We start from the raw sequence: 26695 nt of genomic DNA on the forward strand, positions 1-26695 counted from the left end.
TCATCGGGGTCGGTTTCGTCCAGTGTGAGAGACCAGACGCACCCCTGCGGGCGTGACCACGGCGTCCACCGGCCGGTCGTGCGGCTCCGCCGGCAGCCGGTCGACGAGTTCGCCCTCGTAGAGCGGTACGACCACGAGGGCGGACGGCGACACCCGGGCGAGCGCCCGATCGTACGAGCCGCCGCCGCGTCCGAGCCGTACGCCATCGGCCGACACGGCGAGCCCCGGGGCGACCACCAGGTCGGCGCCGGCAATCGCGTCGAGGCCGAGGCGCGGGCCGTCCGGCTCGGAAAGCCCGTACCGGCCGGCCACGAGGGGAGCGGGGTAGGCGGCCCAGTCGAGATCCAGGTCGGGGCGGAGTACGGGCAGGAGGACCCGGCGAACCCCCGGCAGGTCGGGCAGTTGCGCCCCGCCGGGCTCGCCCGTCATCGGCCGGTAGGCGCACACCGTTTCCGCGCCGACCTCGGCGATGAGCGCGGCGAGGGCCGCCCGGATGGCGAGGTCGGCCTGCTGGCGTACCTCCGGCGCGGTCGCCCGGCGGGCGGACAGGAGCGCGGAACGTAGTTCGGGCTTCGTCCGCCCGGGCGCGGCTACGACGGGGACAGCGCCTTTTCCGGCTAAGATACGCAGATTAGATAAATCGGACACTAGGGACCTCGGCCACAGTCGGTTGGACGCCGTACGGTACGACACCATCACGCGTCCCTGGTCTGCCGACCCCCGAGGCTGGGAGGACGAGTGACGCTGCGCGCGCGGCTGGCGGTCGCGTTCCTCGCGGTCGTCCTCGGTCCCGTGTTGCTCGGCGCCGGCTTCGTGGCGGCGACCGTCGGAACCGTGACCAACAACCGGGCCAACGAGCGGCTCGATCTGGCTGCCACCGGCGTACGCACCACCATGAACGCACTCTGCCAGCGCCTGCGCACCGCGGCCCAGGCCGCGGCGACGCTCGGCGGCGCCGCGGATCCGGCGGCGGTCGAGCGGGTGGTCGACCAGCCGCTCGCCAGCGGCGTGCAACTGGTCGACCCGCGCGGGGAGGTCGTCTACACCGTCGGCACGCCGCCGGCGAAGCCCTGGGCCGACTGCGCCGACGCAGACGCCGGCGACGCGTTCGCCGGAATCTGCGCGCACGTCGCGCTCGTCGACGCCGACGGTCACGCGCTCGGCGACGTGTACGCCGTCGAGCCGGTCGACCAGTCCCTGGCGCAGCGGCTGGCCGCGGCCACCGGCGCGGCCGTGACCGTACTCGGCGGCGACGGCGCCTGGAGCACCGAGCGCGGGTCCGACCGGGACCGGGTGGCCCGGGTGGCGGACACCCTGCGCGCCGGCGCGGTGGGCGAGACCGGCAGCGGCCGCTGGGTACGCCGCGTCGCGCGCGGCGAGGGGCAGCCGCTGCCGCTCGCGCTGTCCGTCGGCGGCGAGCAGCCACGGGCCCTGTACGCCGTGCTCGCCGCCGTCGTCGCCCTGACCGGGCTGCTGTCGCTCGCCGCCGCCTGGTGGCTCGCCCGCTCGACCGCCCGCCCGCTCACCGAACTGTCACGCGCCGTCGACCGCATGGCAGCCGGCGACCTCGGGGTCCGGGTGCCCGTGCGTACCGGCGACGAGGTCGGCCGGCTCGCGGCCACGTTCAATCGGATGGCCCGCGAAACGCAGGACTACCTGCGCGCCCTCACCGTCAGCCGGGACCAGCTCCGCCGGCACCTCGGACTGCTCGGCGACACCCTGTCGAGTACGCATGACGTCAACCGCATCCTCGAGGTGATCCTCGAAAGCGCCCTGTCGGCCACCGGGGCGAAGGCCGGCGTGCTGCTCCTGGCCGATCCCACCTCCGGCGTGCTCATCGGACGGTGCGCCGACGGGCTCGACGGGCGCGGGCCCGGCGGCGGGCCGCTGCGGATCGAAGACCTGCGGGTACTGCTGGGAGAGGGCCTGCTGGGCGCGGTCGCCGCCAGCGGCGAGGCGCGCCGGGGTCTCGTCGAGCGGGACGGTCCCCGGCTTGCCGCGGGCGAGCCGCGCTGCCGCACGTACGTCGCGGTGCCGTTCGCGGCGGCCGGCCCGGACGGCGTGGCCGGCCCGACCGGCGGGCTCAGCGCGGCGGCCGCCGACGCGGTCCAGGGCTTCGAGTCGCCCGCGCCGGCACGCGGCGTGCTGGCGCTGTACGACCGGCACGGCTTCGACGAGTTCGACGACGCCGACATGGTGACCTTGCGAACCTTCGCCGGGCAGGCCGCGGTCGCGCTGGACAACGTACGCGTGCACCGGGAGGCGCAGCGCCTGTCGCTGACCGATCCGCTCACCGGCCTGTCGAACTACCGGTACCTCAAGGACTCCCTGCGCCGGGAGGTCGAGCGGGCCAGCCGCTTCGGCCACCAGCTCGCCGTGCTCGCCCTCGACCTCGACCATTTCAAGGACGTCAACGACACGTACGGGCACGCGGCCGGCGACGCCGTTCTCGCGGAGTTCGCCCGCCGGATACGCGTCGAGATCCGTGAGGTCGACCTCGCCTTCCGGCAGGGCGGGGAGGAGTTCGTGGTGCTGCTGCCGGAGACCGACGCGGCCGGCGGCGCGGTCGTGGCCGAACGGCTCGGCGCGGCGATCCGGCGCACCCCGGTACTGGTCCGATCCGCACGTACGGGCAATCCGCGACGTATCCCGGTCACCGTGTCGATCGGCATCGCGGTCTATCCCGACCACGGCACGACGGGCGCCGCCGTGCTCGAGGCCGCCGACGACGCGCTCTACCAGGCGAAATCCGGCGGCCGCGATGGCTTCCGGGTCGCCCGTACCCGCGGCGACGGGCCTGCCCCGGACGCCGAACTCGCGGGTGCGGCGGTGGCCGCCGGCGGGCCGCAGACCGTCCCGATCGGGTCTGTCGGCTCACCCGGCCCGCCCACAGACGTCACGACCGAGCCATGACGGTTAGTCTCCGGACATGGTCGACAGTGCGCGCGCAACCACGGAAACTCCCGGCGGATCCACGCCGTCCACTCCCGAGCACCGCGCGGTCAAGGCTGTCATTCCGGCAGCCGGCCTCGCCACCCGGTTCTTACCAGCGACCAAGGCCGTGCCCAAGGAGCTGCTGCCGGTCGTGGACCGGCCGGTCCTCGAGTACATCGTCAAGGAGGCCTCCGACGCCGGCATCAAGGACATCCTGCTCATCACCGGGCGGGGCAAGACCTCAATGGTCGATCACTTCGACCGCCGGCCCGATCTCGAAGCAAGGCTCATCGAAAAGGGCGACGAGGAGCGGCTCGCCGCTGTCCGGCGCCCCAGCGACCTGGCCGACATCTACACCTGCCGCCAGCACGAGCCGCTCGGCCTCGGGCACGCGGTCGGCGTCGGCGAGTCGCACGTCGCGGGGGAGCCGTTCGCGGTGCTGCTCGGTGACGAGTTCGTCGACGAGTCGTCCCCGCTGCTGCCGGCGATGGTCGAGCTGCAGGCGCACACCGGTGGCATCGTGCTCGCCTTCATCGAGGTCGAGCCGGAGGAGGTGCGCCGGTACGGCATCGCGTCCGTCTCGCCGGCGGAAGCGGACCTGCCCGACGTCGGGCAGGAGGTGGTCCGGGTCACCGGCCTGGTGGAGAAGCCGACGCCGGAAGAGGCGCCCAGCAACCTCGCCGTGGTCGGGCGCTACATCCTTCCCGCCACCATTTTCGACGCCATCAAGCGGGTCAAGCCGGGCAGCGGCGGCGAAATCCAGCTCACCGACGCGATGGCCCTCCTGCTGTCCGAGGGGACACCGGTACACGGCATCATCTACCGGGGTATCCGTTACGACACCGGTCAGCCCCTCGGATACCTGCAGGCCGTCGTACAACTCGCCGCGCAGCGGTCCGATATCGGACCGGCTTTCACGACGTGGCTGCGTGGCTTTATCGGCGGTATCGGTAATTCTGAAGGTTCCACCGCGTCATAGCGTCCCGGCGCATTCGGGATATGACAGGTCGGAAAGTTCCAGATTGGAGAGGAGGCGAGCGGTATGACGACGGTCCCGACCGATTACGACATGACTGTCCATCCGGCTGGCGCCGAGCTGACCCCGCTCGCCGAGTACCTCGCCGGCGTACTGCGAGGGCTGCGGCCACTGCCGGCGCTGGATCTCGACCTGACCCAGGCGCACGGCAACGTGCTCGCCGAGGACATCCACGCGCCGGGCCCGTTGCCGGCGTTCGACCACGCGGCCATCGACGGGTACGCCGCGCGGTTCGAAGACATCGCGGATGCCTCGGCGGGCCGGCCGGTGCGCCTCAACGTGATCGGCGATCTCGGCGCCGCGAGCTGGCGGCCGGTCCGGCTGACCCCGGGCACCTGCTTCTCGATCGGGGCCGGTGCGATGCTGCCGGCGGCCGCCGATGTGGTGGTCCCAGCAGCCCTCACCGACCAGGGAATGGCGGCCGTCGAGGTGTACGGGTCGCCGCCGCGGCGCGGGTACGGCGTGCGCCGGGCCGGCGACGAGATGCAGGCCGGGGCGCTGCTGGCCCGTGCGGGTACGTACGTCAACCCCGCGATGGTCGCGCTGCTGGCCAGCTGCGGCATCGGCCACGTGGTCGTACGGCCGAGCCCCCGGGTGGTGGTCGTGGCGACCGGCGACGAGCTCGTCGACGTGGGCCGCGCCAGCCAGCCTGGGCAGCTCGTCGACGCCAACTCGCACGCGCTGACCGCTGCCGCAGCCGAGGCGGGGGCGCACGCCTACCGGGTGGGTATCTGCGATGACGACCCGGAAGGGCTGCGCGGGCTGCTGGAGGACCAGACGCTGCGCGCCGACCTGATCGTCACGACCGGTGGGACGGGCACCGGACCCGGGGACATGGTGCGGCGGGTACTCGCCCGCCGGGAGGGGCACCGGTCGTCGGTACTGTTCACCGATGTGTCGCTGTATCCATGTACGTCGCTGGGGTACGGGTGGGTACCGTCGATGGCCGGGGCCGAGGGCGTACCCATCGTCTGCCTGCCGGGTGACACCGGTGCGGCGATGATCGGGTTCGAGGTGCTGGCCCGGCCCGTGATCCAACTGCTCGCCGGAGCCGACCCGATCTTCCGCCCGAGCGTACGGGCTCACCTGCTGGAGACGATCAAGTCGCCGGCCGGGCTGCGCGAGTTCCGTCCGGCGTTCGTGGCCGAGCGCCGGGGCGGCGGCTACACCGTCGCACCGCTCGCCGGTGGCCCGTACACGCTGTCCGGGCTCGCGGAAGCCAACGGCCTGATGGTGTTGGGGGAGAAGGTGACGACGGCGCCCGCCGGGTCCACCGTGGACGTTCTGCTCCTGGATCGGCGACGCTGATGTTGCAGCCGGGCTGGCCAGCGGTGCTGCGCGATGGCGCGGTGCTGCTGCGGCCGTACCGGCGCGGGGACGCGCGGGCCTGGTCCGAGACCCGCCGGGCCAATGAGGCCTGGCTGGCGCCTTGGGAGCCCACGCCGTCCGGCTCCTGGTTCGACCTGAACTCGCCCGCCGCGTTCCGGTCGGTCCACTCCGACCTGCGCCGCTCGGCGCGCCAGGGCATCGCGATGCCGTTCGCCGTCTGTCTGGCCGACCGTGACGGGGAGCGCTTCGTCGGGCAGTTGACGCTCGGGAGCATCGTGCGGCGTGCGTTCTGTTCCTGCTACGCCGGCTACTGGGTCGACTCGAGGGTCGCCGGCCGCGGTGTCATTCCGACCGCGCTGGCGCTGGCGGTCGACCACGCCTTCGCCGTCGGTGGCCTGCACCGCATCGAAGTCAATATTCGTCCGGAAAACCAGCCGAGTCGGCGGGTGGTGGAGAAGTTGGGCTTCCGCCGCGAGGCGTATCACGAGCGGTACCTGCACATCGACGGGCAGTGGCGCGACCATATCGGATACGCCCTGACCGTTGAGGACGTGTATGACGAAGGAGGGCTGCTGGCGCGCTGGCATCGGTCACGCGCCGCCGCCTGATCCGCCTTTCGGCTTTTCCTCGACGGACTATTAGGTACCAATTACCCCATAAGGCTGTTACGCAGCGTGGCTCCCAAAAATACTCGGTCGGAAGACGTAACCTCGGGTATCTGAGTTGCCGCGGAGCAACTCTTCTTTTGTCATCCAGGTGTGACGGGAGGGGTGAGGGTGCCGACGTCGGTGCTCCTCGCCGTCCTCGCCGCCGCAGGTCTGTTGGCGCTCGCTCCGGCGCTCGTTCGCCGGTACGACGCCACCGAGAGACTGGTGGCGGAGCGGGCGCTGTCGACGGCTCGCGTACTGGCCCGCATCGGGGCCCAGACGCACCGGCGCCGCCGTACCGTGCCCGGACGACGGCCGGTCAACCCACCGCGCTTCGTGGTGGCCCGGATGACGGCTGGCGTCCCGGTCGGCGGATCGGCGGACGCGGTGGCCTCCGCGGCAGCGGTCGCCTCCGCGGCGGTCGCCTCCGCAGTGGCCGCCTCCGCGGCGGTCGCTGAAGCCACCGCTGATCACGCTGCCGCGACACCTCGCCAGCGACCCACGCGCGTGCCCAAGCGGCTGCGCCACCCGCGCGCGGTCTACCGTCGCCGCCGCGTCTTCGCCGCGCTGGTCCTGCTCAACCTGGTGGAGCTGATCGGCGTGGTCGTCGTCGGCCCCGGCTTCTGGATCAGCGCCGGCGTGACCGGGGCGCTCCTGGTCGCGTACGTGCTCCACCTGCGCAACCGGGCCGTGCTGGAGCAGAAGCGGCGCCGGGAAGAGGCGCGGTACGCGGCGTGGGTCGCCGCCCGCCAGGCCGCCGTCCGTCGCGAGCAGGCCCGCCGCGCCGCCGCCCGCAGAGAGCTGCTGCGCCAGCAGTTGCTGGAGCGCGAGCAGGCCCGGCGGGAGGCCGCCAGGCTGGCGGCGCAGTCGGCGGTACGCGGCCGCGCGTACGAGGCTCGCGCCGTCGGGCAGGACTGGTGAGCCGGATTTTCGGGAAGTACCAAGATCTTGGCGTGGCGGACGGCGATCCGATTCGCCGTACGTGCTCCAGACCTGCTAACCTGGTCGCCGGTCCGCTACCAAGAGGTAGCTGATCGCCGGGGGGCTGTGGCGCAGTCCGGTAGCGCACCTCGTTCGCATCGAGGGGGTCAGGGGTTCAAATCCCCTCAGCTCCACCCCAGGAAAGGGGCCGTTTCCGAGATCAGGAAACGGCCCCTTTCGCGTCGGTACGGCAACAGCCATGATCCGTCCAAGCTCTCGCCGAGCCGCTTGAGGGCGAAGTCGTTGGGGATCTGCCCGGTGACCTTCCTGACGAGGAGTTCGTCGCAGCCGGGCTGGCAGCGCACCCGCTTGAGGATCGGCAGCACGGTGTGCCCGGTCGAAGGCGATAGCGAGTTTGGCGGTGGCCGTGGTCGGGTGCGCGCCGCCGGTACCGTGCCCCATGGCTTTGGGGCTGCCCGATATCAGGTGCAGGTCAGCGCGGTCTCCTCCTAATATGTGAGACCGACGTTCCAGAATTTGGCACAGCATAGGCATGATTGGCGGCATGTCTGACAGCGACGTGGTGATCGTGGGTGGAAGCGTGGCCGGCTTGCAGGCCGCCCTGACGCTCGGCCGGGCCCGGCGTCGGGTCGTGCTCGTCGATGACGGCCAGCCACGCAACCGGCCGGCGCGTCACGTTCACAACTTCCTGGGCCAGCTTGCGCCGACCCCTGCGGAACTGCTGGCGTCGGCGCGCTCCATGCTGGCGCCCTACGACGTCACCCTGGTGTCCGATCGGGTCGAAAGCATCCGACCGGTCGTGGACGGTGTGCCGCGGTTCGAGGTTTCGGCCCGTCAAGGGGGCCATTGGTCCGCTCGATCGATCGTGCTTGCGACCGGGCTGACCGATGAGCTGCCGCAGGTGCCCGGGGTCTCGCAGTGGTGGGGTGACCAGGTGGTGGCCTGTCCGCACTGCCACGGCTGGGAGGTCCGCGACCAACCGCTTGCCCAGCTCGGAATGCGCGGGCTCCCGGCGCGGGGAGTCCAGCGTGCGCTGCTGTTGAGCCGCTGGAGCAACGACGTATTGCTGTTCACTGACGGCGACGAACTCGGCGGTGAAGGTCTGGCGCGCCTGGCCGCCGCCGGGGTACGGGTGCGCACCGAACGAGTCCGTAGCGTCGAACGGCACGCCGACGGACTCGACCTCGTACTGGCCGACGGTGAGGCGATCGCCCGCCGGGCGGTCTTCGTCGTCACCCGCCAGCACCAACAAAGCGACCTCGCTGCCCGGCTCGGCTGCCGCCTAATTTCAGCCGGTCCGAATGCGGGCGCTGTCGACGTCGACGAGGTCGGACGGACAAGTGTCCCGGGCGTGTGGGCAGCCGGCACCACCGTGAACCCGGCACTGCTGGCGATCGGCGCCGCAGGCCAGGCCAGCACTGTGGCCACCGCCATCCACGCCGCCCTCCTCGACGAAGACATCATCGAGGCCACCGGCCGAGTGCACTCCTGACATCTACCGCTGACATCAACCGCGTCGGACGAGCGCAGCCGAGCCCGGACCGACAGGGGCGGTCGACCTGGACGTGAGCGACGTCGGCAGACAGCGCGCCGGCCATGTCAGAAGAGCCTTACAAGCGTGTCGTGGTGAAACTCAGGCGTGGTGGGCACGGGTCGGCTCCCCGTCTGCCGGCAGACCGGTGGCGGGATTCCCGTCGAGGATGAGCGCGGCTCGAAACCTCGTACGAGCGAGTGCCGCCCCCGCGACGCGCCTGGGACGACCCTGGGCCGGGGTATCCCTGAGCGGTGATGAATCCATTGTCGCCCGCGGTGGCGGTGCGTGTCATCGATCCGCGGGATGATCTTTTTCGGCGGCCCGCCTCCTATCGTGGTCCCGGCTGTGACCGTGGCGAGGGACAGGACGGGGCGGAACGTGGTGGACGAGCGGTACCGGGCGTTGGCTGACGAGCTGGTCGCGATGGCGACGGTGGACCTTCGCGCGACGCGCGAAGCCATGAACCAGGACGACTACGCCGCGCAGTTGGCGTGGCGGCGGGTGACCGTCGGGCACGGGGACCGGCTGGCCGAGATCATGGCCGAGCACGGCTGGCCGACCGTGCGGCTGGTCGGGCCGGCGGCGGCGGTCAGCGCGTGGAAGCTGGCGCAGCACGCGGACCGGCAGTTGGAGGTGCAGCGGCGGGCGCTCGCGTTGCTGGCCGAGGCGGTGGCGGCGGGCGAGGCGAGCCCGCGGGAGCTGGCCCTGCTGCGCGACCGGGTGCTGGTCAACGAGGGTCAGGAACAGATCTACGGTACCCAGATCGCCGGTGTCCGCGACGGCGCGCCGGTGCCGTGGCCGTGCGTGGATCCCGAGCGGCTGGACGAGCGGCGCGCCGCGGTCGGCCTGGAACCGTTCGCCGTGCACGTCACCCGTACCGAACCGGCTCCGGATCCCTGGTACGAGAGCGAGGCGGCCTCCTGAACACCGATCGGACGAGCGGTGGCTAGCGGGCCTGGGCGTAGAGCTGTTGGACGGCCGCGTCGAAGTAGGCGGTGTAGGAGACGTCGTCGGTGTCGCCGCCCTTCTCGTAGCCGCCGATCACGCCTATCACGTCACCGGTCCCTGTCTGCGGGTCGTAATTCGCCAACCAGGGGCCGCCGCTGGTACCGCCGCTGTAGCCGGCACAGTCGAAGCGCAGCTGTGAGGGGGAGTGCATCACGGTGTGGTTGGTGCAGGCGATCGGCGTCTCCTGCTCGGCGGGGTAGCCGACCACCGTGACGATGTTCGCGAACCCCTGGCTGGTCAGGAGCCGGTTCGCGCCGACGACGTCCGCGATCTGTCGGCCCTGCCGCGGGGCGACGGTGAGGAATCCGACATCGAGGTCCGGGTCTGAGCTGTCTGCCCACTGTGGATCGACGAACGCGGCGGTGATGCTCCAGGTGCCGTAGGGGCGGACACCGTCGTGGTAGCCGGGTACGAACGCCAGGTCGGAGCGGTAACCTCCGTCGCGCCCCCCATGGATGCAGTGCGCGGCGGTGACCAGCAGATTGCCGTGGGGGCTGCTGATCACGCTCGCGGTACAGAAGTGATCGCCGTCGCCATCGTCGTTGAACAACGCCCCGACGGTGCCAACCCCGTTGAGGGGGGTGGAAACGGGGTGGTCGGCGGGAGAGGCCGCCCCGGAATTCGGGTGAGACAGTGCGACCACGTCGTCCGCGGCCACGGCCGGGGAGCCGGCGGGCGAAGGCGCGGCGGAGCTAGCCGGGGATGAGCTGGCAGACGGGGCTGCGGTCGACGTCGTGGAGCGATGCCTGACGCGAGGGGTGCTGAACATCCGGTGCATCCCTTGTCCGGCCGGCGTGAGGAGTTGAATCGCGGCGTCGGCGGGACCGGAAATCGCGAGGGCGATGGCGAGTACGCCTACCAACGGTGCGTTCTGCAGGACCCGGTGCACAGGCGACCTCCACTTCTCGCCGCACACCGTCGGCCCCTACGGCCAAGCGCCCGGGTCCCTAGGGGTGCAGCCCGGTGGTACCCCGCTGTTGTTCTTCGAAAACAGTCCGGAGAGGACTGTGGAGAGCGGCTCCCGTCGTGTCCGCCAATCTTGCAGCCGTCGAAGCGGGGAGGGCCAGGCCCTCCGTTATTCAGCTCAGACTGTACAGTTGAACTGAGCAGATTGGCCTGGGAGATGAGGGATCATGGAGCCGACCACGTCCTCCGCGCTCCAGGCCTCGTTCGCCCTGCGGGCCACCATCGGCCGGCTACGCCGGCGGCTGCGCGAGGTCGCATCGAGCGACGGGTTGACGCCGTCCCAGGTCGCGGTCCTCACCCGCCTCGGCAAGGAAGAGGCATCGACAGCCTCCGCACTCGCCAGCGCGGAAGGGGTGCGCCCGCAGTCGATGGCGAGCATCCTGTCCGCGCTCGAGCAGCTCGGCTTGATCTCCCGGGCGCCGGACCCGACCGACGGGCGTCGGCAGATCGTGACGCTCACCGCGGCTGGGAAGGCTCTCGACCGGGACAACCAGCAGGCCCGCCGGGAATGGCTCACCCGCGCGATGCACGAGCGCTTCTCGGAAGACGAACGCCAGGCCGTCATCGCGGCGATGGCACTTTTGGAACGGCTCACTGACGCATGACAGCTCCTACCCGTCTCGACACGGGAAGCTCCGCCCCTCGCACGTTCGACCGTAAGCTGCTCGCTCCGATGTTTCTCGGGGCGATCCTGAACCCGATCAACTCGTCGATCATCGCCGTCGCCCTCGTACCCATCGCCGCAGGCCTTGGCGCGCCGGCGTCGCAGACCGCCTGGCTCGTCTCGGCGCTCTACCTCGCGACCGCGATCGGACAGCCGCTCTTCGGCCGCCTCGTCGACACCTTCGGGCCGCGCCGCCTCTTCCTCGTGGGCACCGCCCTCACCGGGATCGCCGGCTTCCTGGGCGTGCTCGCGCCGAACATCGGCGCGCTCATCGTCGCCCGGGTGGTGCTCGGCTTCGGTACCTGCGCGGGCTACCCCGCCTCGATGTACCTCATCCGCAGCGAGGCCGAGCGCACCGGGCAGAAGAGCCCGGCGGGCGTGCTCACCGCTCTCGCGGTCGCCACCCAGACCACCATCGCGATCGGGCCGACCATCGGCGGCCTTCTGATCGGGCTTGCGGGATGGCGCGCCACCTTCGCCGTCAACATCCCGCTCGCCGCCGTCGGCCTGGTGCTCGGCGCGCTGTACCTGCCGACGGAAGCGCCGACGAGGGCCGCCGGGCGCCGTCTGGACTACCCCGGGATCGTCCTGTTCGCCGCCGCGCTGGTCGCGCTCCTGCTGTACCTGATGAACGCGAGCGTCGCCCTCCTGTGGCTGCTCGGCGTCGCCGTCGTCGCGGCGGCCGGTTTCACCGTGCGCGAGCTACGCTGCGCCGACCCCTTCATCGACGTGCGCGTCTTCGCCGGAAACCTGCCGCTGCTGGCCACCTACGGGCGGACCGTCTGCGCGCAGATCGTGTCCTACGCCTTCATCTACGGCTTCACCCAGTGGCTCGAAGACGGCCGGGGGCTGTCCGCCTCCGCCGCCGGCCTCATCCTGCTGCCCACGTTCGCCGTCGGGATCCTCGTCTCGACGACGACCGGGCGCCGCCCCGAGATCCGCGGCAAGCTCATCGTCGGCGCGATGGCGCAGGTGGTCGCGTGCGCCCTCCTGCTCATCGTGCACGCTCACGTGGCCGTGTGGTTCCTTGTCGGAATCGCGATCGTGCTCGGCCTGCCGCAGGGGCTCAACAGCCTCGCCAACCAGAACGCGCTGTACCACCAGGCGGATCCCGCGCGGATGGGCGCCTCGTCCGGGCTCATGCGTACGTTCTCGTACCTCGGCGCCATCCTCGCCTCCGCCGCGAGCGGCTCCTTCTTCGGCAACCGCGCCGACACCGCCGGCCTACACGAACTTGCCGTTTTCATGCTGGTCGCGGCCGTGATCTTCGCTGTCATGGCCGTCGTCGACCGGTCGCTGGCGCGGATCAGCCGCAAGAGCACCGACGCGGTCGACGTGTCGGAGGCTGCCTCCGTCACGTCCTGACCGGTAGCCATCGGACGTGCGGGGCGGGCGGCGCAGCCGCCGGGCCACGGGCTCCGCGGCACGGGCGAGCAGCGGTCCGGCGGTGGCGAGGACGAGCACGTACGCGGTGGCGAGCGGACCGAGCCGCGGGTTGACGCCGGCCGCGACCGCCAGGCCGGCGATGACGATGTTGAACTCGCCGCGGGGTAGGAGCGCGGCTCCGGCGCGAATCCGCCCGGTGGTGGCGCTGCCGACGCGGCGGGCGGCCACCCAGCCGGTGATGAGCTTGGTCGTGATCCCGGCGAGGGCCAACAGGGCCGCGATACCGGCGACGGGCGGCAGGTCGCCCGGGTTGGTGTTCAGGCCGAAGAGGACGAAGAACACCGCGGCGAACAGGTCGCGGAGCGGGCTCAGCAGCTCGCGCGCGGCGTGCGCCAGCGGACCGGACAGCGCGATGCCGACCAGGAACGCACCGACCGCGGCGGACACCTGGAGCTGCTGGGCGATCCCGGCGACGAGCACCGTGAGGCCGAGGACCTTGAGCAGGACCACCTCGTCGCTCGGGCTGGCGACGAACCGTTCGACCGCCCAGCCGAAGCGCAGCGCCACCAGCAGGATGAGCCCGATGGTCGCGGCCGAGACGGCGAGGGTGATCGACCCGCGCAGCAGGCCGGCGCCGGCGAGCAGGGCGGTGAGGATCGGCAGGTACGCGGCCATGGCGAGGTCTTCGAAGACCAGCAGGGACAGTACGGCCGGGGTCTCCCGGTTACCCAGCCAGCCGAGATCGCCGAGAACCTTGGCGGTGATGCCGGAGGACGTGACGTACGTGATGCCGCCCAGCGTCAGCGCGGCGACCGGTCCCCAGCCCAGGAGAAGGGCGGCGCCGACCCCGGGTGCCGCGTTGAGGACCACGTCCACCAGTCCGGATACGGCTGAGGAGCGGAGCGTGCCGACCAGCTCGCCGGCGGTGTACTCCAGACCGAGGGTGAACAGCAGCAGGATCACGCCGATCTCGGCGCCGGTGGTGATGAACTCCTTGGAGGCACCGAGCGGGAGGATCCCGCCCTGGCCGAAGGCGAGCCCGGCCAGCAGGTACAGCGGGATCGGGGAGATCGAGAACCGGACCGAGACGGCGCCGAGCAGGCCCAGGGCGAGGATGATCGCACCCAGTTCGATCAACGGGACAGCTCCGTGCATCGGCCGCTACCCGCCGACGAAGATCGAGGCTGCGGCGGTGGTGCCCTCCGCGGTGCCCACCGCTACCACCACGTCCCCGGCGCGGAAGACGAAGTCCGGTCGCGGGCTCGCGATCACCTCCCGGTCGCGGACCACCGCGACGATGGAGGCGCCGGTGCGGGTACGGGTACGGGAATCGCCAAGGCTGCGCCCGTCGTACGGAGAGCCGGCCGTTATCGGGATCTGTTCGCTGACCAGCCCCTCGACCTGGCGGTGCAGTTCGGCCAGGCGCTCGACGATGCGGGCGGCGCCGAGCAGTTCGGCCAGTCCGTTGGCCTCCTCGGCGGTCAGCGCCACCGCCTCCGAGGCGCTGTCGGGGTCGTCGCGGCGGTAGATGACGAGGTGCCGCCGGCCGTCACGATGGGAGACCACTCCGATGCGGCGATCCCGTTCGGTGGTGAACACGTGTTGCAGCCCGATGCCGGGCAGTGGAGTGCGTTCGACGTCCACGGCGATTCCTTCCTCATGAGGGTGTCGAGACGGTGTACGGGGGAGGTGCGGCCACCGCCTGGTGGCCGCACCCTCGGCTCATCGGATCAGACCCGGCTGAGGACGCCGTACGCGGCGCCCATGACACCCGCGGCCTGGAGAACCATAAGGCCGATCATGCCCAGGGCCGGCTCGTCGCGGCCGAGCATGCGGACCATCAGGTAGACGCCGACGGCCACGGTCGCGAGCGTGAGAACAAGAAGGACGATCACATGTACCCCACTGAATGGTGATGGAAGCGACAACGGTGATGGGCGCCCTCGAGCGGGGCCGGGCGGGTGACCGCGTCGGACGCCGCGAGGGCGCGGTGACGGCGCGCGGGGTGACGGCGCGCGGGGTGACGCGCGCGGGGTGACGCGCGCGATGGCACGGTGACGCGCGGGAATGGCGCGGCACGCTGAGGCGCGGGAACGGCGTTGCGCGGTGACGCGCCGTGCCGTGACGGCCAGTGCCTGACCGGCTGCCCGTACGCGACAGGCGTGGCGAAGACGGTCAGGCCAGGCGCATCGGAGCGGGTGGGGCCCGGCCCCGGGACGTCCACGCGCCGAAGGTGGTGGGCGGGGACCACGGCGGGATGGTCGTCAGCGACCAGGCGCGGGGCCGGCGCACGCCGGCCAGCAGCGGGGCCAGCGCGGCCAGGAACAGCAGCAGTCCGGTGTGACCGCGGCCGACCGTGAGCCGTGGATGCCCCTGCCGCTCCGCGGCGGTGTGTGCGGCGGAGGTGCCGCCGGCGGCCATGACGGCGGCCGGCGAATCGGGTGCCGTGTTCGGGACGGACCGGTCAGCGGTGATCTGGCAGGTGGCTGCGCCGAACGCCAGCAGCAGCGACAGCAGCGCGGCGGACAGCCGCCACCGTGCCTGCTCGCGTCGCACCGCCGGCTCCCTTCACCGCAGTCCCTGTCTCGGCGAACCCTACCGAACCGGTACGGCGATCAAAGAATGGGACACAGCTGAGCGCCAGTACCGATCACCGGTGCTGGCGCTCAGCCACTGTGTGGTCCCGGACAGTCGTCACCGGCGAGGCGTCCCCCGTTGTCTCACGCCTGTCCGGCGGACGGGCTGCCCGGGACGGCTCGCCCCGCCCTTCCATTAACGGAGGTTGATGGCTGGCGGTGCGATCCTAAGCTGCGGCGCGTACGCGCTGTCAACGGAAATTGACGCCCGGCGGGGGTGGTTGAGACCCGCTCGTCCGGTCGACGCTGACTCGGATCACGTGCGCTGATCGCCGGCCGTTCTGTCCAACGTGGTACGAGTGATCTTTGTTTCGCCCCGTTTTGTCCGTCGGCAAGGTCTTCGGCGAGGCCGGCGAGGGGGCCGTCGCGAGGCCTTCGGCGTACCCGGGCCGGTGAAGATCAATAACCACGGATGCCCTGGCCTGCGGAACCGCCGTAGGCGACTAGGCTGCTTGGGGTGGAGCGGTCACGCGCCGACGGGGATCCGGCCATCCGGAAGCGGGCCAAGCCGTGAGCGACAAGATCGACGTCGCCGTCCGCCGAGTCGGCGACCATACGGTCGTGGTCGCGAGCGGGAGCATCTACTTCGATACCCACGCGGCGTTGAAGGAGACGCTCCTGGCGCTCGCCGGCGAGGACAAGCCCCGGATCATCCTGGACCTCAGCGGCGTCGACCTGTGCGACTCCAGCGGGCTCAACATGATGGCGCAGACGCACCTGACGGCCACCCGGAACGGCGGCTGGCTGCGGTTGGCGGGCGTCCAGCCCATCGTCCGGCAGGTTCTGGAAGCCACCCATCTGACCCACATGCTGCCGATCTACGAAACCGCTGAGCAGGCGGCCTACGCCACCGGCTAGTCGGGACGCTCCACAGTAGGGATCCGTTGTACGCCGGCCAGCAGCAGGTCCAGGCCGTACGCGTACTGATCGTCGTCGTAGCTGGCCGTGGCCAGCGGAGCGGCGAGGGCGGCGAGGGTCGGGTACCGCTCGGCGGGCAGCCGTTCCAGGACGGCCCGTCCGACGGCGGGCGGCTCGACGCGCGGCGACGTCCACGCGGCCGAGCCGATGGCGTAGTGCAGCAGGGTCAGGTGGGCCCGGGCCGCCTCGTCGGGCGCGAACCCCGCCTCGACCAGTACGCGTAGCTGTGCCTCCGCGGCCCCGATCGGCGCCTGCCCGCCCAGCGGCCGGGCGACCAGCAGGGTGACCAGGCTCGGGTGCTCGCGCAGCGCGCGGTGGAAGGCGAGGTTGATCGACCGGATGCGGTCGACCCACCCGCCGGCCGCCCGCCCGGGGTCGGCGCCGGGTAGGCGCGCGAGGCCGTGCTCCAGGGCGGCGTCCAGGATCTCCTCCTTGGTGTGGACGTGGTTGTACAGCGCCATCGGCGCCACGCCCAGCCGGGCCGCCAGGGACCGGATCGTCAGCGCCCGCGCCCCCTCGGCGTCCATCAGGTCGAGCGCGGCCGCGGCGATCGCGCTCCGGTCGAGGGTGTGGCGGGGAGCGCGGGTTCTGCGCTGCGTCATGGTGGTCGTCCTCACAGGCTCGCTAACGTACTTAGTACGTTACTGTGGCCGCATGCGTGCCATTCAGATTTCCCGATATGGCGGACCGGAGGTGCTCGACCTGGTCGAGCTGCCCGACCCGCAGCCCGGCCCCGACGAGATCCTGATCGACGTGGCCGCGGCCGGCATCAACTATGCCGATACCCACCTTGCTGACGGGTCCTACCTGACCAGCCCCACGCTGCCCTTCGTGCCGGGCTCAGAGGTGATCGGCCGGACGGCCGACGGCCGCCGGGTGATGGGCCTGACCACCGGCGGAGGGTACGCGGAGAAGGTGCTGCTGCCCGCCGCGCTTGCCGTCGAGGTGCCGGAGTCGATCGGCGACGGCGCTGCGCTCGCCCTACTGGTCCAAGGGCTGTCCGCGTGGCACCTGCTGCGCACCAGTGCCCGCCTGGTCGCCGGGGAGACCGTCGTGGTCAACGCCGCCGCGGGCGGGGTCGGATCGCTCGCCGTGCAGCTGGCCAAGGCGTTCGGCGCCGGCCGGGTCATCGCCACCGCGTCCGCGCCCGAGAAGCAGCAGATGGCGCTCGACCTCGGCGCCGACGTCGCCGTCTCCGGCGCCGCCGACGGGTACGCCGAGCGCGTCGTCGAAGCCAACCGCGGCAAGCGCGTCGACGTGATCCTCGACGCGGTCGGTGGCCGGGTGTTCGACGCCGCGTTCGACGCCCTCGGGCAGTTCGGGCGGCTCGTGACGTTCGGCGCGGCCTCCCGGGAGATCGCCACACCGATCGAGCCCGGACGCCTGATGAAGCGCAACGCGTCCGTCGTCGGCTTCTGGCTCAGCCCCGCACTCGCCGTGCCCGGCATGTTCGCCCCCGCGCTGACCGAGCTGTTCGAGCTGGTCGCCGCCGGTCGGGTACGTCCGGTCGTCGGCGGCGAGTACCCGCTCACCGACGCCCGCCGCGCCCACGAGGACCTGCTCGCCCGCCGGACCACCGGCAAGCTCATCCTGCGCCCCGGGGGAGAGAGCCGATGACCCTCCGGTCCGTTCTCTACACCGCCGCCGCGACCGCCGAGGGCGGCCGTGACGGCCGCATCGCCAGCGACGACGGCCAGCTCGACCTGCGCGTGGCAGCACCGAAGGAGCTCGGTGGCCCGGGCGGGGCGACCAACCCCGAGCAGCTGTTCGCAGCCGGGTACGCCGCCTGCTTCCACAGTGCGCTCATGGTCGCGGCGCGGCGCACCCGCCAGGACGTCACCGGCTCGTCGGTCACCGCCCGGGTAGGCATCGGCCGGCTCACCGAAGGCACCGGGTACGGCCTGCGCGTCGACCTCTCCGTCGCGTTGCCGGGCCTCGCCGAGGAGGCAGCCCGCGACCTGATCGCGGAGGCGGACGAGGTGTGCCCGTACTCGAACGCGACCCGCGGCAACATCGAGATCACGCACGAAGTCGTCGGCTGACCGGGGTCAGATCCAGCGGCCGCCGAGCCACATGCGGGCGCTCCACTGGGCGTACGTAATGATCTTGCCGGTGTAGATGGGGTAGAAGTACGCGAAGCACAGCGCCACCAGCCCCACGTACACCGCCGCGAAGATAGTGCCGAACAGCCGCCGGTCGGGCACGGGTCTGCGGCGCCCGGAAGCGGGCGCCGCGCCGGCCGCCGGCGCCGGTCCGATGATGGCGCCCAGCACGTACACCACCGCGAGGACCAGGAACGGCAGCGACGGCAGCGCGTAGAAGGCGAACATGGTGCGGTCTTTGATCTCGTACCAGAACCACGGCACGATGCCGGCGGCGGCGCACAGGCCGATCGCGAAGGCCCGCCAGTCGCGCCGGCTCGTGCCGAACCACACCAGCCCCGCGAGCGCCGGCAGGAACGACCACCACAGCAGCGGCGTGCCGAGCATCAGCACCTCGGCCGAGCAGTTCGCCGCCCCGCACGGACCGTCCTGGCTGTAGTAGAACGCCACCGGCCGCCCCAGCAGTAGCCACTGCCACGGCCAGGACTGGTACCGGTGCGGATCGTGCAGGTTGTCGTGGAAGTGCAGCGCCTCCATGTGGTAGTGGTACAGGTTCTGCAGCGCCCCGATCACCGGCAGTTCGCGCTGGTGCAGTTGCTGGGCCAGGTAGTGCCGGTCCCAGCCGTCGTCGCTGAGGAACCAGCCGGTCCACGAGGTGAGGTAGACCGCGCCGATGATGCCGAGGAACGCCAGCACCCAGCCGAGCTCGTCGAGGGCGGTGTCCCGCCACGGGTGCGGGGCGCCGGCCGCCCGGCGCGCGCCGATCTCCCAGGCGACCAGCAGCACCAGGAACGCCAGGATGTCCCACAGAGCGCTCCACTTGACCGACGCGGCGCAGCCGAGCATCACCGCCGCCGCCAGCCGCCACCAGGGGACCCCCAGGTGCGGGCGGCCCGCCCGGCCGGGACGGGTCGGGTCGACGCCGGATTCCATGGCGGCGAGCCAGCGCGCCCGCCGCTGATCGCGGTCCATGACCAGGCAGGCGAACCCGGCCAGGATGAACGTCATCAGGAAGATGTCGAGCAGCGCCGACCGGGACAGCACGAAGTGCATCCCGTCGAGGGCCATGAGCAGGCCGGCGGCGCAGCCGAGGACCGTGGAGCCGAACAGCCGCCTGGCTACCCGTACCAGCATCAGCACCGACAGCGTGCCGAACACCACCGCCGAGATCCGCCAGCCGAACTCGCCGTTGGTCAGCCAGTGGCCGTGGCCGTCCCGGCCGAAGAGCCACTCGCCCACGCCGATGATCCATTTACCGAGCGGTGGGTGGACGACGAAGTCGCCGCTGCTGGTCTCGGGCTTCCATTCGACATTGTGGTCGAACAGCTCCTGACCCTCGGTGGCGTAGTAGGTCTCGTCGAAGATCTTGCCGCGCGGGTGGGCGAGCCCGATCAGGCGCAGCGCGAGCGCGATGAGCACGATCACGCCGGTCGCCACCCACGATCTCGGATCCGGGCCGACCCGGGGCAGCAGCCGGCGCCGCACCGCCTCCGGCACCGCGGGGACCGCGTCGTCCGGTGGCACGGCCGGCCTGGCCGTATCCGCTGTCGACGGTTCTATCGTCATCGCAATGCCGGTCGATCCATCGTCGGTCGCTGCACGCGCGCTCACTTGGCGATCGTAGGCTGCCCTTGCGACACATGTGCACCCCGATCGCGACAAAGGAGACGCCGAGTGGCCCTGATCCTGCTCGGCGCACCGCTGGGTAACGTCGGCGACGCCTCCACCAGGCTGCGCGAAATCCTGGCGAGCGCCGACGTCGTCGCCGCCGAGGACACCCGCCGGCTCATCCGGCTCGCCCGCGAACTGGACGTCACCGTCCCCGGCCGGATCGTGTCCTACTTCGAGGGAAACGAGCAGCGCCGTACTCCTGAGCTCGTCGACGCCCTGACCGGCGGCGCGACCGTGGCGCTGATCACCGACGGCGGGATGCCGAGCGTGTCGGACCCGGGATTCCGGCTGGTACGCGCGGCGCTCGACGCCGGGGTACCGGTCACGGCGGCGCCCGGCCCGAGCGCCGTCACCACCGCGCTGGCGCTGTCGGGCCTGCCGTCCGACCGGTTCTGCTTCGAGGGCTTCCCGCCCCGCCGGCCCGGCGAGCGGCGGGCGCTGTTCACCCGGCTCTCGGCCGAGCCGCGCACGCTGGTCTTCTTCGAGGCTCCGCACCGGGTACAGGACACCCTGGCCGACCTTGCCGCCGCGTTCGGCCCGGACCGCCCGGCCGCGCTGTGCCGGGAGCTGACCAAACTGCACGAGGAGATCCGCCGCGCCCCGCTCGGCGAGCTGGCGTCGTCGGCGGTCGAGGACCCGCCGCGCGGCGAGATCACCCTCGTGGTCGCGGGCGCGCCGGCCGCGCCGGCCGCCCGCCCCACCGCCGCGGACCTGGTCGCCGAGGTGGCTGCCCGGGAAGCGGCGGGTACTCCCCGCAAGGACGCGATCGCGGCGGTCGCCGCGGAGCGCGGCGTGCCCCGGCGTGAGCTGTACAACGCCGTGCACGCCCGGCCGTGACGCTCACCAGCTGAGTGCCTGGCCGTGACGCTCACCAGCTGAGTGCCTGGCCGGGACGCTCACCAGGTGAGTGCCCGGCCGGGCACTCACCAGGTGAGCGCGAGCGTCCCGGCGACGAGGACGAGCGGGCCGCCCATGCTCATGGCGAACGCGACGAGCCTGGCCCGCCGGGTCTCCAGCCGCCCGACGCCGGTCGCCCAGCTGATGCCGAGCCCGCACAGCAGGACCAGCACGATGCCGACGATCCACCACAGGTGCAGCGAGGAGACGGATCCGGCGTACGCGACCCGCCCCTTGGCCGAGACCATCCGTGCCGGAATCTTGGTGCCCGGCCGCTGCTGACTCTGCGGGAGCGCGCTCACCGCGACCCCGTCCCGGGTGAAGCTCGCCGCGGTGAAGGTACCGACGCAGCGGGCTTCCAGGCCGCTGCCGGCGCACTTCGTCACGGTCGCCGTGCCGCGTTGGGCGTGGCCGATGGCGAGCCAGAACGGATCCGCGCTGACCCATCCGAAGAACCCGGCCAGCAGCGCCAGCACCACCAGCGCGGTGAGGCCGACCGCCGGCCGGCGGGACTTCCTCGTGACCCGCTTCGGCGGCCGCTTCGGCGCCCGGTTGACGGGCGCCGGCCGCCGGCCGCCGCGCATCATCCGGATCTCGCTGGCCTGCCAGGCGTTGTCCCCGCCGGTCGCCTTCTCGGCCGCGGGTTCGCGCCGGGGCTTGGCCGGGATCGGGACGGTCGGCCCCTCGGTACTCGGCCAGAGCGGGAATCCGTCCTCGCGGCTGTCTGGGGGCGCGTCGCGGTCCGGCGGAGCAGTGGCGGCAGGTGCAGTGGCGGCAGGCGCAGTGGCGGCGGGTGCAGCGGCTTCGGCCGCAGTGGCTTCGGCCGCAGGCGCGGACGGTTCGGTACGTTCCGCTGGCGGTTCGGTACGTTCCGCGGACGCGGTCGGCCGGCCAGGGGTCTTCGCCGCGGTGGGCACGGGGATGGGCCTGGTGTCCTCGTCGGCGGTGTCCGGTCGGGCGGGTGACCCACCGGACGCACCCGCCGACTCGGCGCTGGCCGGGGCGGGTCTGGCGGCCTTCGAGCGGACCCTGATCGGCCTGGTGTCCTCGTCGTCGACCGGGCCCGGAGCGACTACCCGACCGGTGGCGACCAGCGGGGCCGGTGCGGCCTGCGCGGTCGGTGCGGCCTGCGCGGTCGGCGTGGCCTGGGCGGTCGGCGTGGCCTGGGCGGTCGGTGCGGCCTGCGGACCTGGCGTTGCCTGTGGCGACGGCGAGGGAGCCGTCTTGCGAGCGGCGCTGAGCGGCGTGACGAACTTCGCGGTGTTCGGCTCGGGATCTTCGTCGGAGGCGCGGATCGGCGCGGTGAACTCGAAGGTGCGCGGCTCGGCCGGGTCGTCAAGCGCGGAACCCGCGGGCGGCGCCTGCGCGGGTCGTGCGGACACGGTCGGTCCGGCGGCTGCGGTGTCCCTGGTGGTCGGTGTGTCCGCGGCCTTCGCGGCCGGCTGGGTGAACGTGATCGTGGGTCGGTCGGACCGGGCCGCGTGCCGGCCGACCCGGGTGGGCGTCTCGGCCCGATACCCGCCGGTACCGTCGGGCGTCGGGGTCTCGGGCGCTTGCCGGCGTCCGCGTTCGGGCTCCGAGGTGGCGGCCTGCGGGGCCGCTCGCCGGAGCACCCGCTCGATACTGATCGGCTCGGTGTCGCCGTCCAGGCGTCCTGAGCGCCCGGCCGCCGGGTCGCCGCCGCCGCGCCACCAGTCACTGTTCGGGCTGGGCGCGGGCCACGGGCGGCCGCCGGTCGGTGGGATCGGCTCGGAGCGGCCCTGCGGTCCACCCGCGGCCGGCTCTGGGCGGCCCTGGGGGCCGTCGGTGGCGTCCGGCTCGGGGAGCGGCCGTGGTGTCGCATTCGGCACGGGATCGGTCACAATCGTCATTGCACACCGTCCGGGTGCTTATCACCATGTAACCGGCGCGCGTGTCGGCGGGGAAAGTGCCGGTTCATGCGGTCGGGGCGGGAGTCACTACGCTTGAACGCCATGAGTCACGTTCTCGCGGCGGTCGCCTGGCCCTACGCCAATGGCCCGCGTCACATCGGCCACGTCTCCGGCTTCGGAGTGCCTTCCGACGTCTTCAGCCGGTACATGCGGATGGCCGGGCACGACGTGCTCATGGTGTCCGGCACGGACGAGCACGGCACGCCCATCCAGGTCCAGGCCGACGCCGAAGGGGTCACCCCGCGGGAGCTGGTCGACCGGTACAACCGGGTGATCGTCGAGGACCTGCACGGGTTGGGCCTGTCCTACGACCTGTTCACGCGGACCACGACCGGCAACCACTACACCGTGGTGCAGGAGATGTTCGAGACCCTGCACCGCAACGGGTACATCGTGGCCAAGACCACGCTGGGCGCGATCTCGCCGTCGACCGGGCGTACGCTGCCCGACCGCTACATCGAGGGCACCTGCCCGATCTGCGGGTACGACAGCGCCCGCGGTGACCAGTGCGACAACTGCGGCAACCAGCTCGACCCCGAGCAGCTCATCAACCCACGCAGCAAGATCAACGGTGAGACGCCGGAGTTCGTGGAGACCGAGCACTTCTTCCTCGACCTGCCCGCGCTCGCCGAGGCGCTGAACGAGTGGCTCGACCGCCGCGAGGGGTGGCGCCCCAACGTCCTGCGCTTCTCCAAGAACCTGATCGACGACCTGCACCCCCGCGCGATCACCCGGGACCTGGAGTGGGGCGTGCCGGTGCCGCTGGAAGGCTGGCGGAACCGCTCCGACAAGCGGATCTACGTGTGGTTCGACGCGGTCATCGGCTACCTGTCGGCGTCGATCGAGTGGGCCCGCCGCTCCGGTGACCCGGAGGCCTGGCGCAAGTGGTGGCAGAACCCGGACTCCCGCAGCTACTACTTCATGGGCAAGGACAACATCGTCTTCCACTCGGTGATCTGGCCGGCGATCCTGCTCGGGTACGACGGCGAGGGCTCCCGGGACGGCAAGCCGGGCGAGTTCGGCCGGCTCGAACTGCCCACCGAGGTGGTCTCCAGCGAGTACCTGACGATGGAGGGGCGCAAGTTCTCCTCCTCGCGCCGCGTCGTGATCTACGTGCGGGACTTCCTGGAGCGCTACGACGCCGACGCCCTGCGCTACTTCATCGCCGTCGCCGGCCCCGAGTCGAACGACACCGACTTCACCTGGGCGGAGTTCGTCCGTCGTAACAACGACGAGCTGGTCGCAGGCTGGGGCAACCTGGTCAACCGGTCGATCTCCATGGCGGCGAAGAACTTCGGGACGGTGCCGACCCCGGGACCGCTGACCGAGGCGGACGAGGCGCTGCTGGCGGCGGTCCGCGCCGGGTTCGACACGGTCGGGGAGCTGATCGGCAAGCACCGGCAGAAGGCCGCGATCGGCGAGGCGATGCGCATCGTCGCCGAGGTCAACAAGTACATGTCGGAGTCGGCACCCTGGAAGCTCAAGGACGACAAGGAGCGGATGGGCACGATCCTGTACGTGACGCTCCAGGCGGTCAGTGACCTCAACACGATGCTGACCCCGTTCCTGCCGCACGCCGCGCAGAAGATCCACGAGCTGCTCGGCGGGGAGGGTGTGCACGCGCCGATGCCGTCGATCGTCGAGGTGGAGGATCTCGACAACGGGTCCACCTACCCGATCCTGACCGGCGACTACACCGTCGGTGCGCGCTGGGAGTCCAGGCCGCTACCGGCCGGCCGGGCTCTCGCGGCCCCGACGCCGGTGTTCCGCAAGCTCGACCCGTCGGTCATCGACGAGGAGCTGGCGCGGCTCGAATCCTGACGATCTTGGACACTTGGCGGTGCTATGGGCCCGCTGAGTGTCCAAGATCCAGCGGGTATTCGACGTCGACCTCGCGCGCGTCGACCACCTCCGCCGCCGGCGCCCAGGCTTCGTACACTCCCCGCTCGACGCACTGCGCGCCGAGCTGCTCGATCGCCTCGGCGTCCGGGTGGCAGGGCCGTACCCGCAGCCAGCCGGCCTCGTTGCGGACCACGGTGCACCGCACGCCGCGCCAGTGGGCGTACACGGTGCGCCGGGCGACCGACTCGACCGGATAGCGCGCCGCGCGGACCTTCGCCGCGAGCCGGAAGTCGTCCGGTGGATCGGCGATCGCGTCGTAGAGCCGCCCCCGGTACGTTCCCACGAAGCGCGTGATCCCCGGCGGCACCGGAAAGTACTCCTGGTCGCCGGGGAAGTTGCCGGTCACCCCGGCCAGCAGGTCGCGCCACTGCGGCCCCCACATCCGCGTCCACGTGTGCTGCTCGGCCAGGTACGTGTAGAGCGTCACCTCGGTGCCGTCGGCGGTGTACGCCAGCAGTGAGGCGTTGGCCGTCAGCGGCAGGTCGGCCAGGTCGGCCGTCACGAACTCCGGGATCAGGTGACGGTCGGCGGGAGCGAACCCGCTGCCGATGATCGGCGGACCGATCCGGTCGCGCGGTGGCATGTCCACCAGCCCCGGATGGGTGTCGGCCGACGGCACCGTGTAGTCGCGGGCGTCGACGGCCCGCCAGCGCAGCGCGAACACCACGTCACCGGGGTCGGCGCCGTCGCCGCGCAGCACGCCCAGGTCGGCCGGGGTACGCAGGTGGGCCACGTCGTACTCGCGGTAGCAGAACCCGCTCGGCAACCAGCCGTGCAGGCAGGCCAGGAGCTGGCGGGGCGAGAGCACCTTCATCATGCGGGTTCCGCGCCGGACCGCGGCGCTGCTGCGGATCGCGGCCAGGAGCTCGGAGGCGGCCGCCGGCTGCTGGCTGAGCCGGTGTAGGCCGGCCCAGTCCAGGCTGCGGCTGACCGGCATCCGCAACGGCTGTTCCGCCGGATGGTGAACCTCGATCCCGGTCGCGGCGAGGACGTCGGTCGCGTGGACGAACCGCCGGAACCGGTGGCGGGCGCCGGGTCGGGGGTTGGGCAGGAACCCGGGTAGGCGCTCGTCGGCGAACAGTTCGTACGCCGCGCCCTTGGCCACCTCCTCGGCGGGGAACCAGCGGCCCTCGTGGAGTACCCGCAGCGGCGTTGGCATCGACATATGCCGATTCTCCGCTCGCTCGGTCAGCGCCACGGCCCGAACCCTAGGGGAGAAGCGTGAACTGTGTGTAAACAGCCCATCACGGTGTTGGTGGCCGAAAGGAGGAGTTCGAGATATGTGATGCTGGCGGGCGTGAGCAACGACAGTCCATCCGAAAGCCGTAAGGACCGTGCGGCGCGCCGGGCCGGCGAGTTCCCGCCACCGCCCGCGCCGCTGCCGACGCCCGTGATCGACAGCCACACCCACCTCGACATCACGTTGACCGAGGGCGGCACCGGTGGGCCGGACAGCGTCGAGGCCGCCATCGCGCTGGCCCGCGACGCCGGCGTGGACCGGCTCGTGCAGGTGGGCGTGGACGTCGACTCCTCGCGCTGGGGCGTCGAGGTGGCCCACACGCACTCCGCGGTGGTGGCGATCGTGGCACTGCACCCCAACGAGGCCCCGCTGCTGGCCGACCTGGACGGCGCGCTGCGCGAGATCGAGGCGCTCGCCGCCGATCCCCGGGTCCGCGGCATCGGGGAGACCGGGCTGGACACCTTCCGTACCGGCTCCGGCGGCCGGGCGGCGCAGGAGGCGAGCTTCCGGGCGCACATCGCGATCGCCAAGCGTTACGGCAAGCCGCTGGTCATCCACGACCGGGACGCCCACGCCGACGTGCTGCGGGTGCTCGACTCCGAAGGCGCGCCGGAGACCGTCGTGCTGCACTGCTTCTCCGGCGACGTCGAGTTCGCCCGCGAGTGCGTGCGACGAGGGTACGTGTTGAGCTTCGCCGGCACCGTCACCTTCGGCAACGCCGGCAACCTCCGGGAGGCGGCGACGGTCACGCCGACCGACCAGCTGCTCGTGGAGACCGACGCGCCGTACCTGACTCCGACGCCGCACCGGGGGCGGCCCAACGCCTCGTACCTGATCCCGTTGACCGTGCGGGCGCTCGCCGAGGTCAAGAACGTCGACCTGGACGAGCTGTGTGCGGCGATCTCGGCGACCGGCGACCGAATTTTCGGCCCCTGGCTCTCATGATCACGGA

Annotated in this window: 26 protein-coding genes, 1 tRNA gene and 1 pseudogene; 17 read left to right on the plus strand and 11 right to left on the minus strand. The window is 71.8% G+C overall.

From position 1 onward, the window contains the following. Entirely contained in the window at nt 1-549 is a 549-nt protein-coding gene (locus tag HC031_RS06580) for a 5-formyltetrahydrofolate cyclo-ligase (RefSeq protein WP_338090529.1), read from the minus strand. 189 nt (nt 550-738) lie between these two features. Between HC031_RS06580 and HC031_RS06585 the strand changes: the two genes are divergently transcribed. The 6 genes from HC031_RS06585 to HC031_RS06610 all read left to right on the plus strand — a co-directional run bounded on the left by HC031_RS06585 (nt 739) and on the right by HC031_RS06610 (nt 7061). Next, nucleotides 739-2913, plus strand: coding sequence for a diguanylate cyclase (locus HC031_RS06585; RefSeq protein WP_167924267.1), 2175 nt, complete (start codon nt 739-741; stop codon nt 2911-2913). Nucleotides 2914-2929: 16 nt separating this feature from the next. After that, nucleotides 2930-3913: a UTP--glucose-1-phosphate uridylyltransferase gene (locus HC031_RS06590; protein ID WP_167924268.1), complete on the plus strand. Its 984-nt coding sequence runs from the start codon at nt 2930-2932 to the stop codon at nt 3911-3913. A gap of 90 nt (nt 3914-4003) precedes the next feature. Next, nucleotides 4004-5278 carry a molybdopterin molybdotransferase MoeA gene (locus HC031_RS06595; RefSeq protein WP_167924473.1) on the plus strand — a complete coding sequence of 425 codons (1275 nt, stop codon included), beginning with the start codon at nt 4004-4006 and terminating at the stop codon, nt 5276-5278. Next, nucleotides 5278-5907, plus strand: coding sequence for a GNAT family N-acetyltransferase (locus tag HC031_RS06600; RefSeq protein ID WP_167924269.1), 630 nt, complete (start codon nt 5278-5280; stop codon nt 5905-5907). Before HC031_RS06595 ends, HC031_RS06600 begins: the two co-directional genes overlap by 1 nt. Nucleotides 5908-6075: 168 nt before the next feature. After that, entirely contained in the window at nt 6076-6867 is a 792-nt protein-coding gene (gene sepX / locus HC031_RS06605) for a divisome protein SepX/GlpR (protein WP_420813609.1), read from the plus strand. A gap of 120 nt (nt 6868-6987) precedes the next feature. After that, a tRNA-Ala gene (locus tag HC031_RS06610) sits at nt 6988-7061 on the plus strand. Here the strand turns inward: HC031_RS06610 and HC031_RS06615 are convergent. Further along, nucleotides 7053-7253, minus strand: coding sequence for a hypothetical protein (locus tag HC031_RS06615; RefSeq protein ID WP_167924271.1), 201 nt, complete (start codon nt 7251-7253; stop codon nt 7053-7055). The two genes, HC031_RS06610 and HC031_RS06615, sit on opposite strands and share 9 nt — an antisense overlap. 179 nt (nt 7254-7432) lie before the next feature. On the opposite strand from HC031_RS06615, the gene HC031_RS06620 reads away from it, so the two are divergent. Together HC031_RS06620 and HC031_RS06625 are read left to right on the plus strand one after the other, a co-directional pair. Beyond that, nucleotides 7433-8380 carry an NAD(P)/FAD-dependent oxidoreductase gene (locus tag HC031_RS06620; protein WP_167924272.1) on the plus strand — a complete coding sequence of 316 codons (948 nt, stop codon included), beginning with the start codon at nt 7433-7435 and terminating at the stop codon, nt 8378-8380. A 420-nt stretch (nt 8381-8800) separates the two neighbouring features. Continuing rightward, nucleotides 8801-9346 carry a DUF6624 domain-containing protein gene (locus tag HC031_RS06625; protein WP_205862340.1) on the plus strand — a complete coding sequence of 182 codons (546 nt, stop codon included), beginning with the start codon at nt 8801-8803 and terminating at the stop codon, nt 9344-9346. Between the two features lie 22 nt (nt 9347-9368). Here HC031_RS06625 and HC031_RS06630 read toward each other — a convergent pair whose 3' ends face one another. After that, nucleotides 9369-10319 (minus strand): trypsin-like peptidase domain-containing protein, encoded by a 951-nt coding sequence (locus HC031_RS06630; RefSeq protein WP_205862341.1) that lies wholly within the window; start codon nt 10317-10319, stop codon nt 9369-9371. 244 nt (nt 10320-10563) lie between these two features. Here HC031_RS06630 and HC031_RS06635 point away from each other — a divergent pair, with 244 nt between their 5' ends. Together HC031_RS06635 and HC031_RS06640 are read left to right on the plus strand one after the other, a co-directional pair. Further along, entirely contained in the window at nt 10564-11001 is a 438-nt protein-coding gene (locus tag HC031_RS06635) for a MarR family winged helix-turn-helix transcriptional regulator (protein ID WP_167924274.1), read from the plus strand. A 68-nt stretch (nt 11002-11069) separates the two neighbouring features. Beyond that, nucleotides 11070-12224 (plus strand): annotated as a pseudogene (locus tag HC031_RS06640) (MFS transporter); the annotation flags it as partial. Nucleotides 12225-12284: 60 nt separating this feature from the next. On the opposite strand, the gene HC031_RS32905 reads toward HC031_RS06640, so the two are convergent. The 3 genes from HC031_RS32905 to HC031_RS06655 form a co-directional block, all read right to left on the minus strand. Then, the gene (locus HC031_RS32905; RefSeq protein WP_240942170.1) at nt 12285-13601 is read right to left on the minus strand and encodes a cation:proton antiporter; all 1317 of its coding nucleotides are present in this window, start codon (nt 13599-13601) and stop codon (nt 12285-12287) included. A 6-nt stretch (nt 13602-13607) separates the two neighbouring features. Continuing rightward, the gene (locus HC031_RS06650) at nt 13608-14090 is read right to left on the minus strand and encodes a cation:proton antiporter regulatory subunit (protein WP_167924276.1); all 483 of its coding nucleotides are present in this window, start codon (nt 14088-14090) and stop codon (nt 13608-13610) included. A gap of 86 nt (nt 14091-14176) precedes the next feature. After that, nucleotides 14177-14341 carry a hypothetical protein gene (locus HC031_RS06655; RefSeq protein ID WP_167924277.1) on the minus strand — a complete coding sequence of 55 codons (165 nt, stop codon included), beginning with the start codon at nt 14339-14341 and terminating at the stop codon, nt 14177-14179. A 20-nt stretch (nt 14342-14361) separates the two neighbouring features. Between HC031_RS06655 and HC031_RS33815 the strand changes: the two genes are divergently transcribed. Further along, nucleotides 14362-14484, plus strand: coding sequence for a hypothetical protein (locus tag HC031_RS33815; RefSeq protein ID WP_277349638.1), 123 nt, complete (start codon nt 14362-14364; stop codon nt 14482-14484). Nucleotides 14485-14621: 137 nt separating this feature from the next. Here the strand turns inward: HC031_RS33815 and HC031_RS06660 are convergent, their stop codons facing one another. Further along, nucleotides 14622-15002 (minus strand): hypothetical protein, encoded by a 381-nt coding sequence (locus HC031_RS06660; protein WP_167924278.1) that lies wholly within the window; start codon nt 15000-15002, stop codon nt 14622-14624. A gap of 590 nt (nt 15003-15592) precedes the next feature. Between HC031_RS06660 and HC031_RS06665 the strand changes: the two genes are divergently transcribed. After that, nucleotides 15593-15940 carry an anti-sigma factor antagonist gene (locus HC031_RS06665; protein WP_167924279.1) on the plus strand — a complete coding sequence of 116 codons (348 nt, stop codon included), beginning with the start codon at nt 15593-15595 and terminating at the stop codon, nt 15938-15940. Here HC031_RS06665 and HC031_RS06670 read toward each other — a convergent pair. Continuing rightward, the gene (locus tag HC031_RS06670) at nt 15937-16602 is read right to left on the minus strand and encodes a TetR/AcrR family transcriptional regulator C-terminal domain-containing protein (protein WP_167924280.1); all 666 of its coding nucleotides are present in this window, start codon (nt 16600-16602) and stop codon (nt 15937-15939) included. The genes HC031_RS06665 and HC031_RS06670 overlap by 4 nt on opposite strands. A gap of 52 nt (nt 16603-16654) precedes the next feature. Here HC031_RS06670 and HC031_RS06675 point away from each other — a divergent pair, with 52 nt between their 5' ends. Together HC031_RS06675 and HC031_RS06680 are read left to right on the plus strand one after the other, a co-directional pair. After that, on the plus strand, nt 16655-17617 hold the full coding sequence (locus HC031_RS06675; RefSeq protein ID WP_167924281.1) for a quinone oxidoreductase family protein: 963 nt from the start codon (nt 16655-16657) through the stop codon (nt 17615-17617). Continuing rightward, nucleotides 17614-18042: an organic hydroperoxide resistance protein gene (locus HC031_RS06680; RefSeq protein WP_167924282.1), complete on the plus strand. Its 429-nt coding sequence runs from the start codon at nt 17614-17616 to the stop codon at nt 18040-18042. The genes HC031_RS06675 and HC031_RS06680 overlap by 4 nt, the downstream gene beginning before the upstream one ends. Before the next feature lie 6 nt (nt 18043-18048). Here the strand turns inward: HC031_RS06680 and HC031_RS06685 are convergent, their stop codons facing one another. Then, nucleotides 18049-19668: a dolichyl-phosphate-mannose--protein mannosyltransferase gene (locus HC031_RS06685; protein WP_167924475.1), complete on the minus strand. Its 1620-nt coding sequence runs from the start codon at nt 19666-19668 to the stop codon at nt 18049-18051. 108 nt (nt 19669-19776) lie between these two features. Here HC031_RS06685 and rsmI point away from each other — a divergent pair, with 108 nt between their 5' ends. Continuing rightward, the gene (gene rsmI, locus HC031_RS06690) at nt 19777-20610 is read left to right on the plus strand and encodes a 16S rRNA (cytidine(1402)-2'-O)-methyltransferase (RefSeq protein ID WP_338090504.1); all 834 of its coding nucleotides are present in this window, start codon (nt 19777-19779) and stop codon (nt 20608-20610) included. Nucleotides 20611-20696: 86 nt separating this feature from the next. On the opposite strand, the gene HC031_RS06695 is transcribed toward rsmI, so the two are convergent. Then, entirely contained in the window at nt 20697-22541 is a 1845-nt protein-coding gene (locus tag HC031_RS06695; protein ID WP_167924283.1) for a hypothetical protein, read from the minus strand. A gap of 102 nt (nt 22542-22643) precedes the next feature. On the opposite strand from HC031_RS06695, the gene metG reads away from it, so the two are divergent. Continuing rightward, nucleotides 22644-24422 (plus strand): methionine--tRNA ligase, encoded by a 1779-nt coding sequence (gene metG, locus HC031_RS06700; protein ID WP_167924284.1) that lies wholly within the window; start codon nt 22644-22646, stop codon nt 24420-24422. 22 nt (nt 24423-24444) lie between these two features. Here metG and HC031_RS06705 read toward each other — a convergent pair whose 3' ends face one another. Then, entirely contained in the window at nt 24445-25668 is a 1224-nt protein-coding gene (locus HC031_RS06705) for a hypothetical protein (RefSeq protein WP_167924285.1), read from the minus strand. Between the two features lie 120 nt (nt 25669-25788). On the opposite strand from HC031_RS06705, the gene HC031_RS06710 reads away from it, so the two are divergent. Next, on the plus strand, nt 25789-26688 hold the full coding sequence (locus HC031_RS06710) for a TatD family hydrolase (RefSeq protein WP_167924477.1): 900 nt from the start codon (nt 25789-25791) through the stop codon (nt 26686-26688). The last annotated feature ends 7 nt before the right edge of the window (nt 26689-26695 follow it).

The organism is Planosporangium thailandense (assembly GCF_011947195.1).
GTDB lineage: Bacteria > Actinomycetota > Actinomycetes > Mycobacteriales > Micromonosporaceae > Planosporangium > Planosporangium thailandense.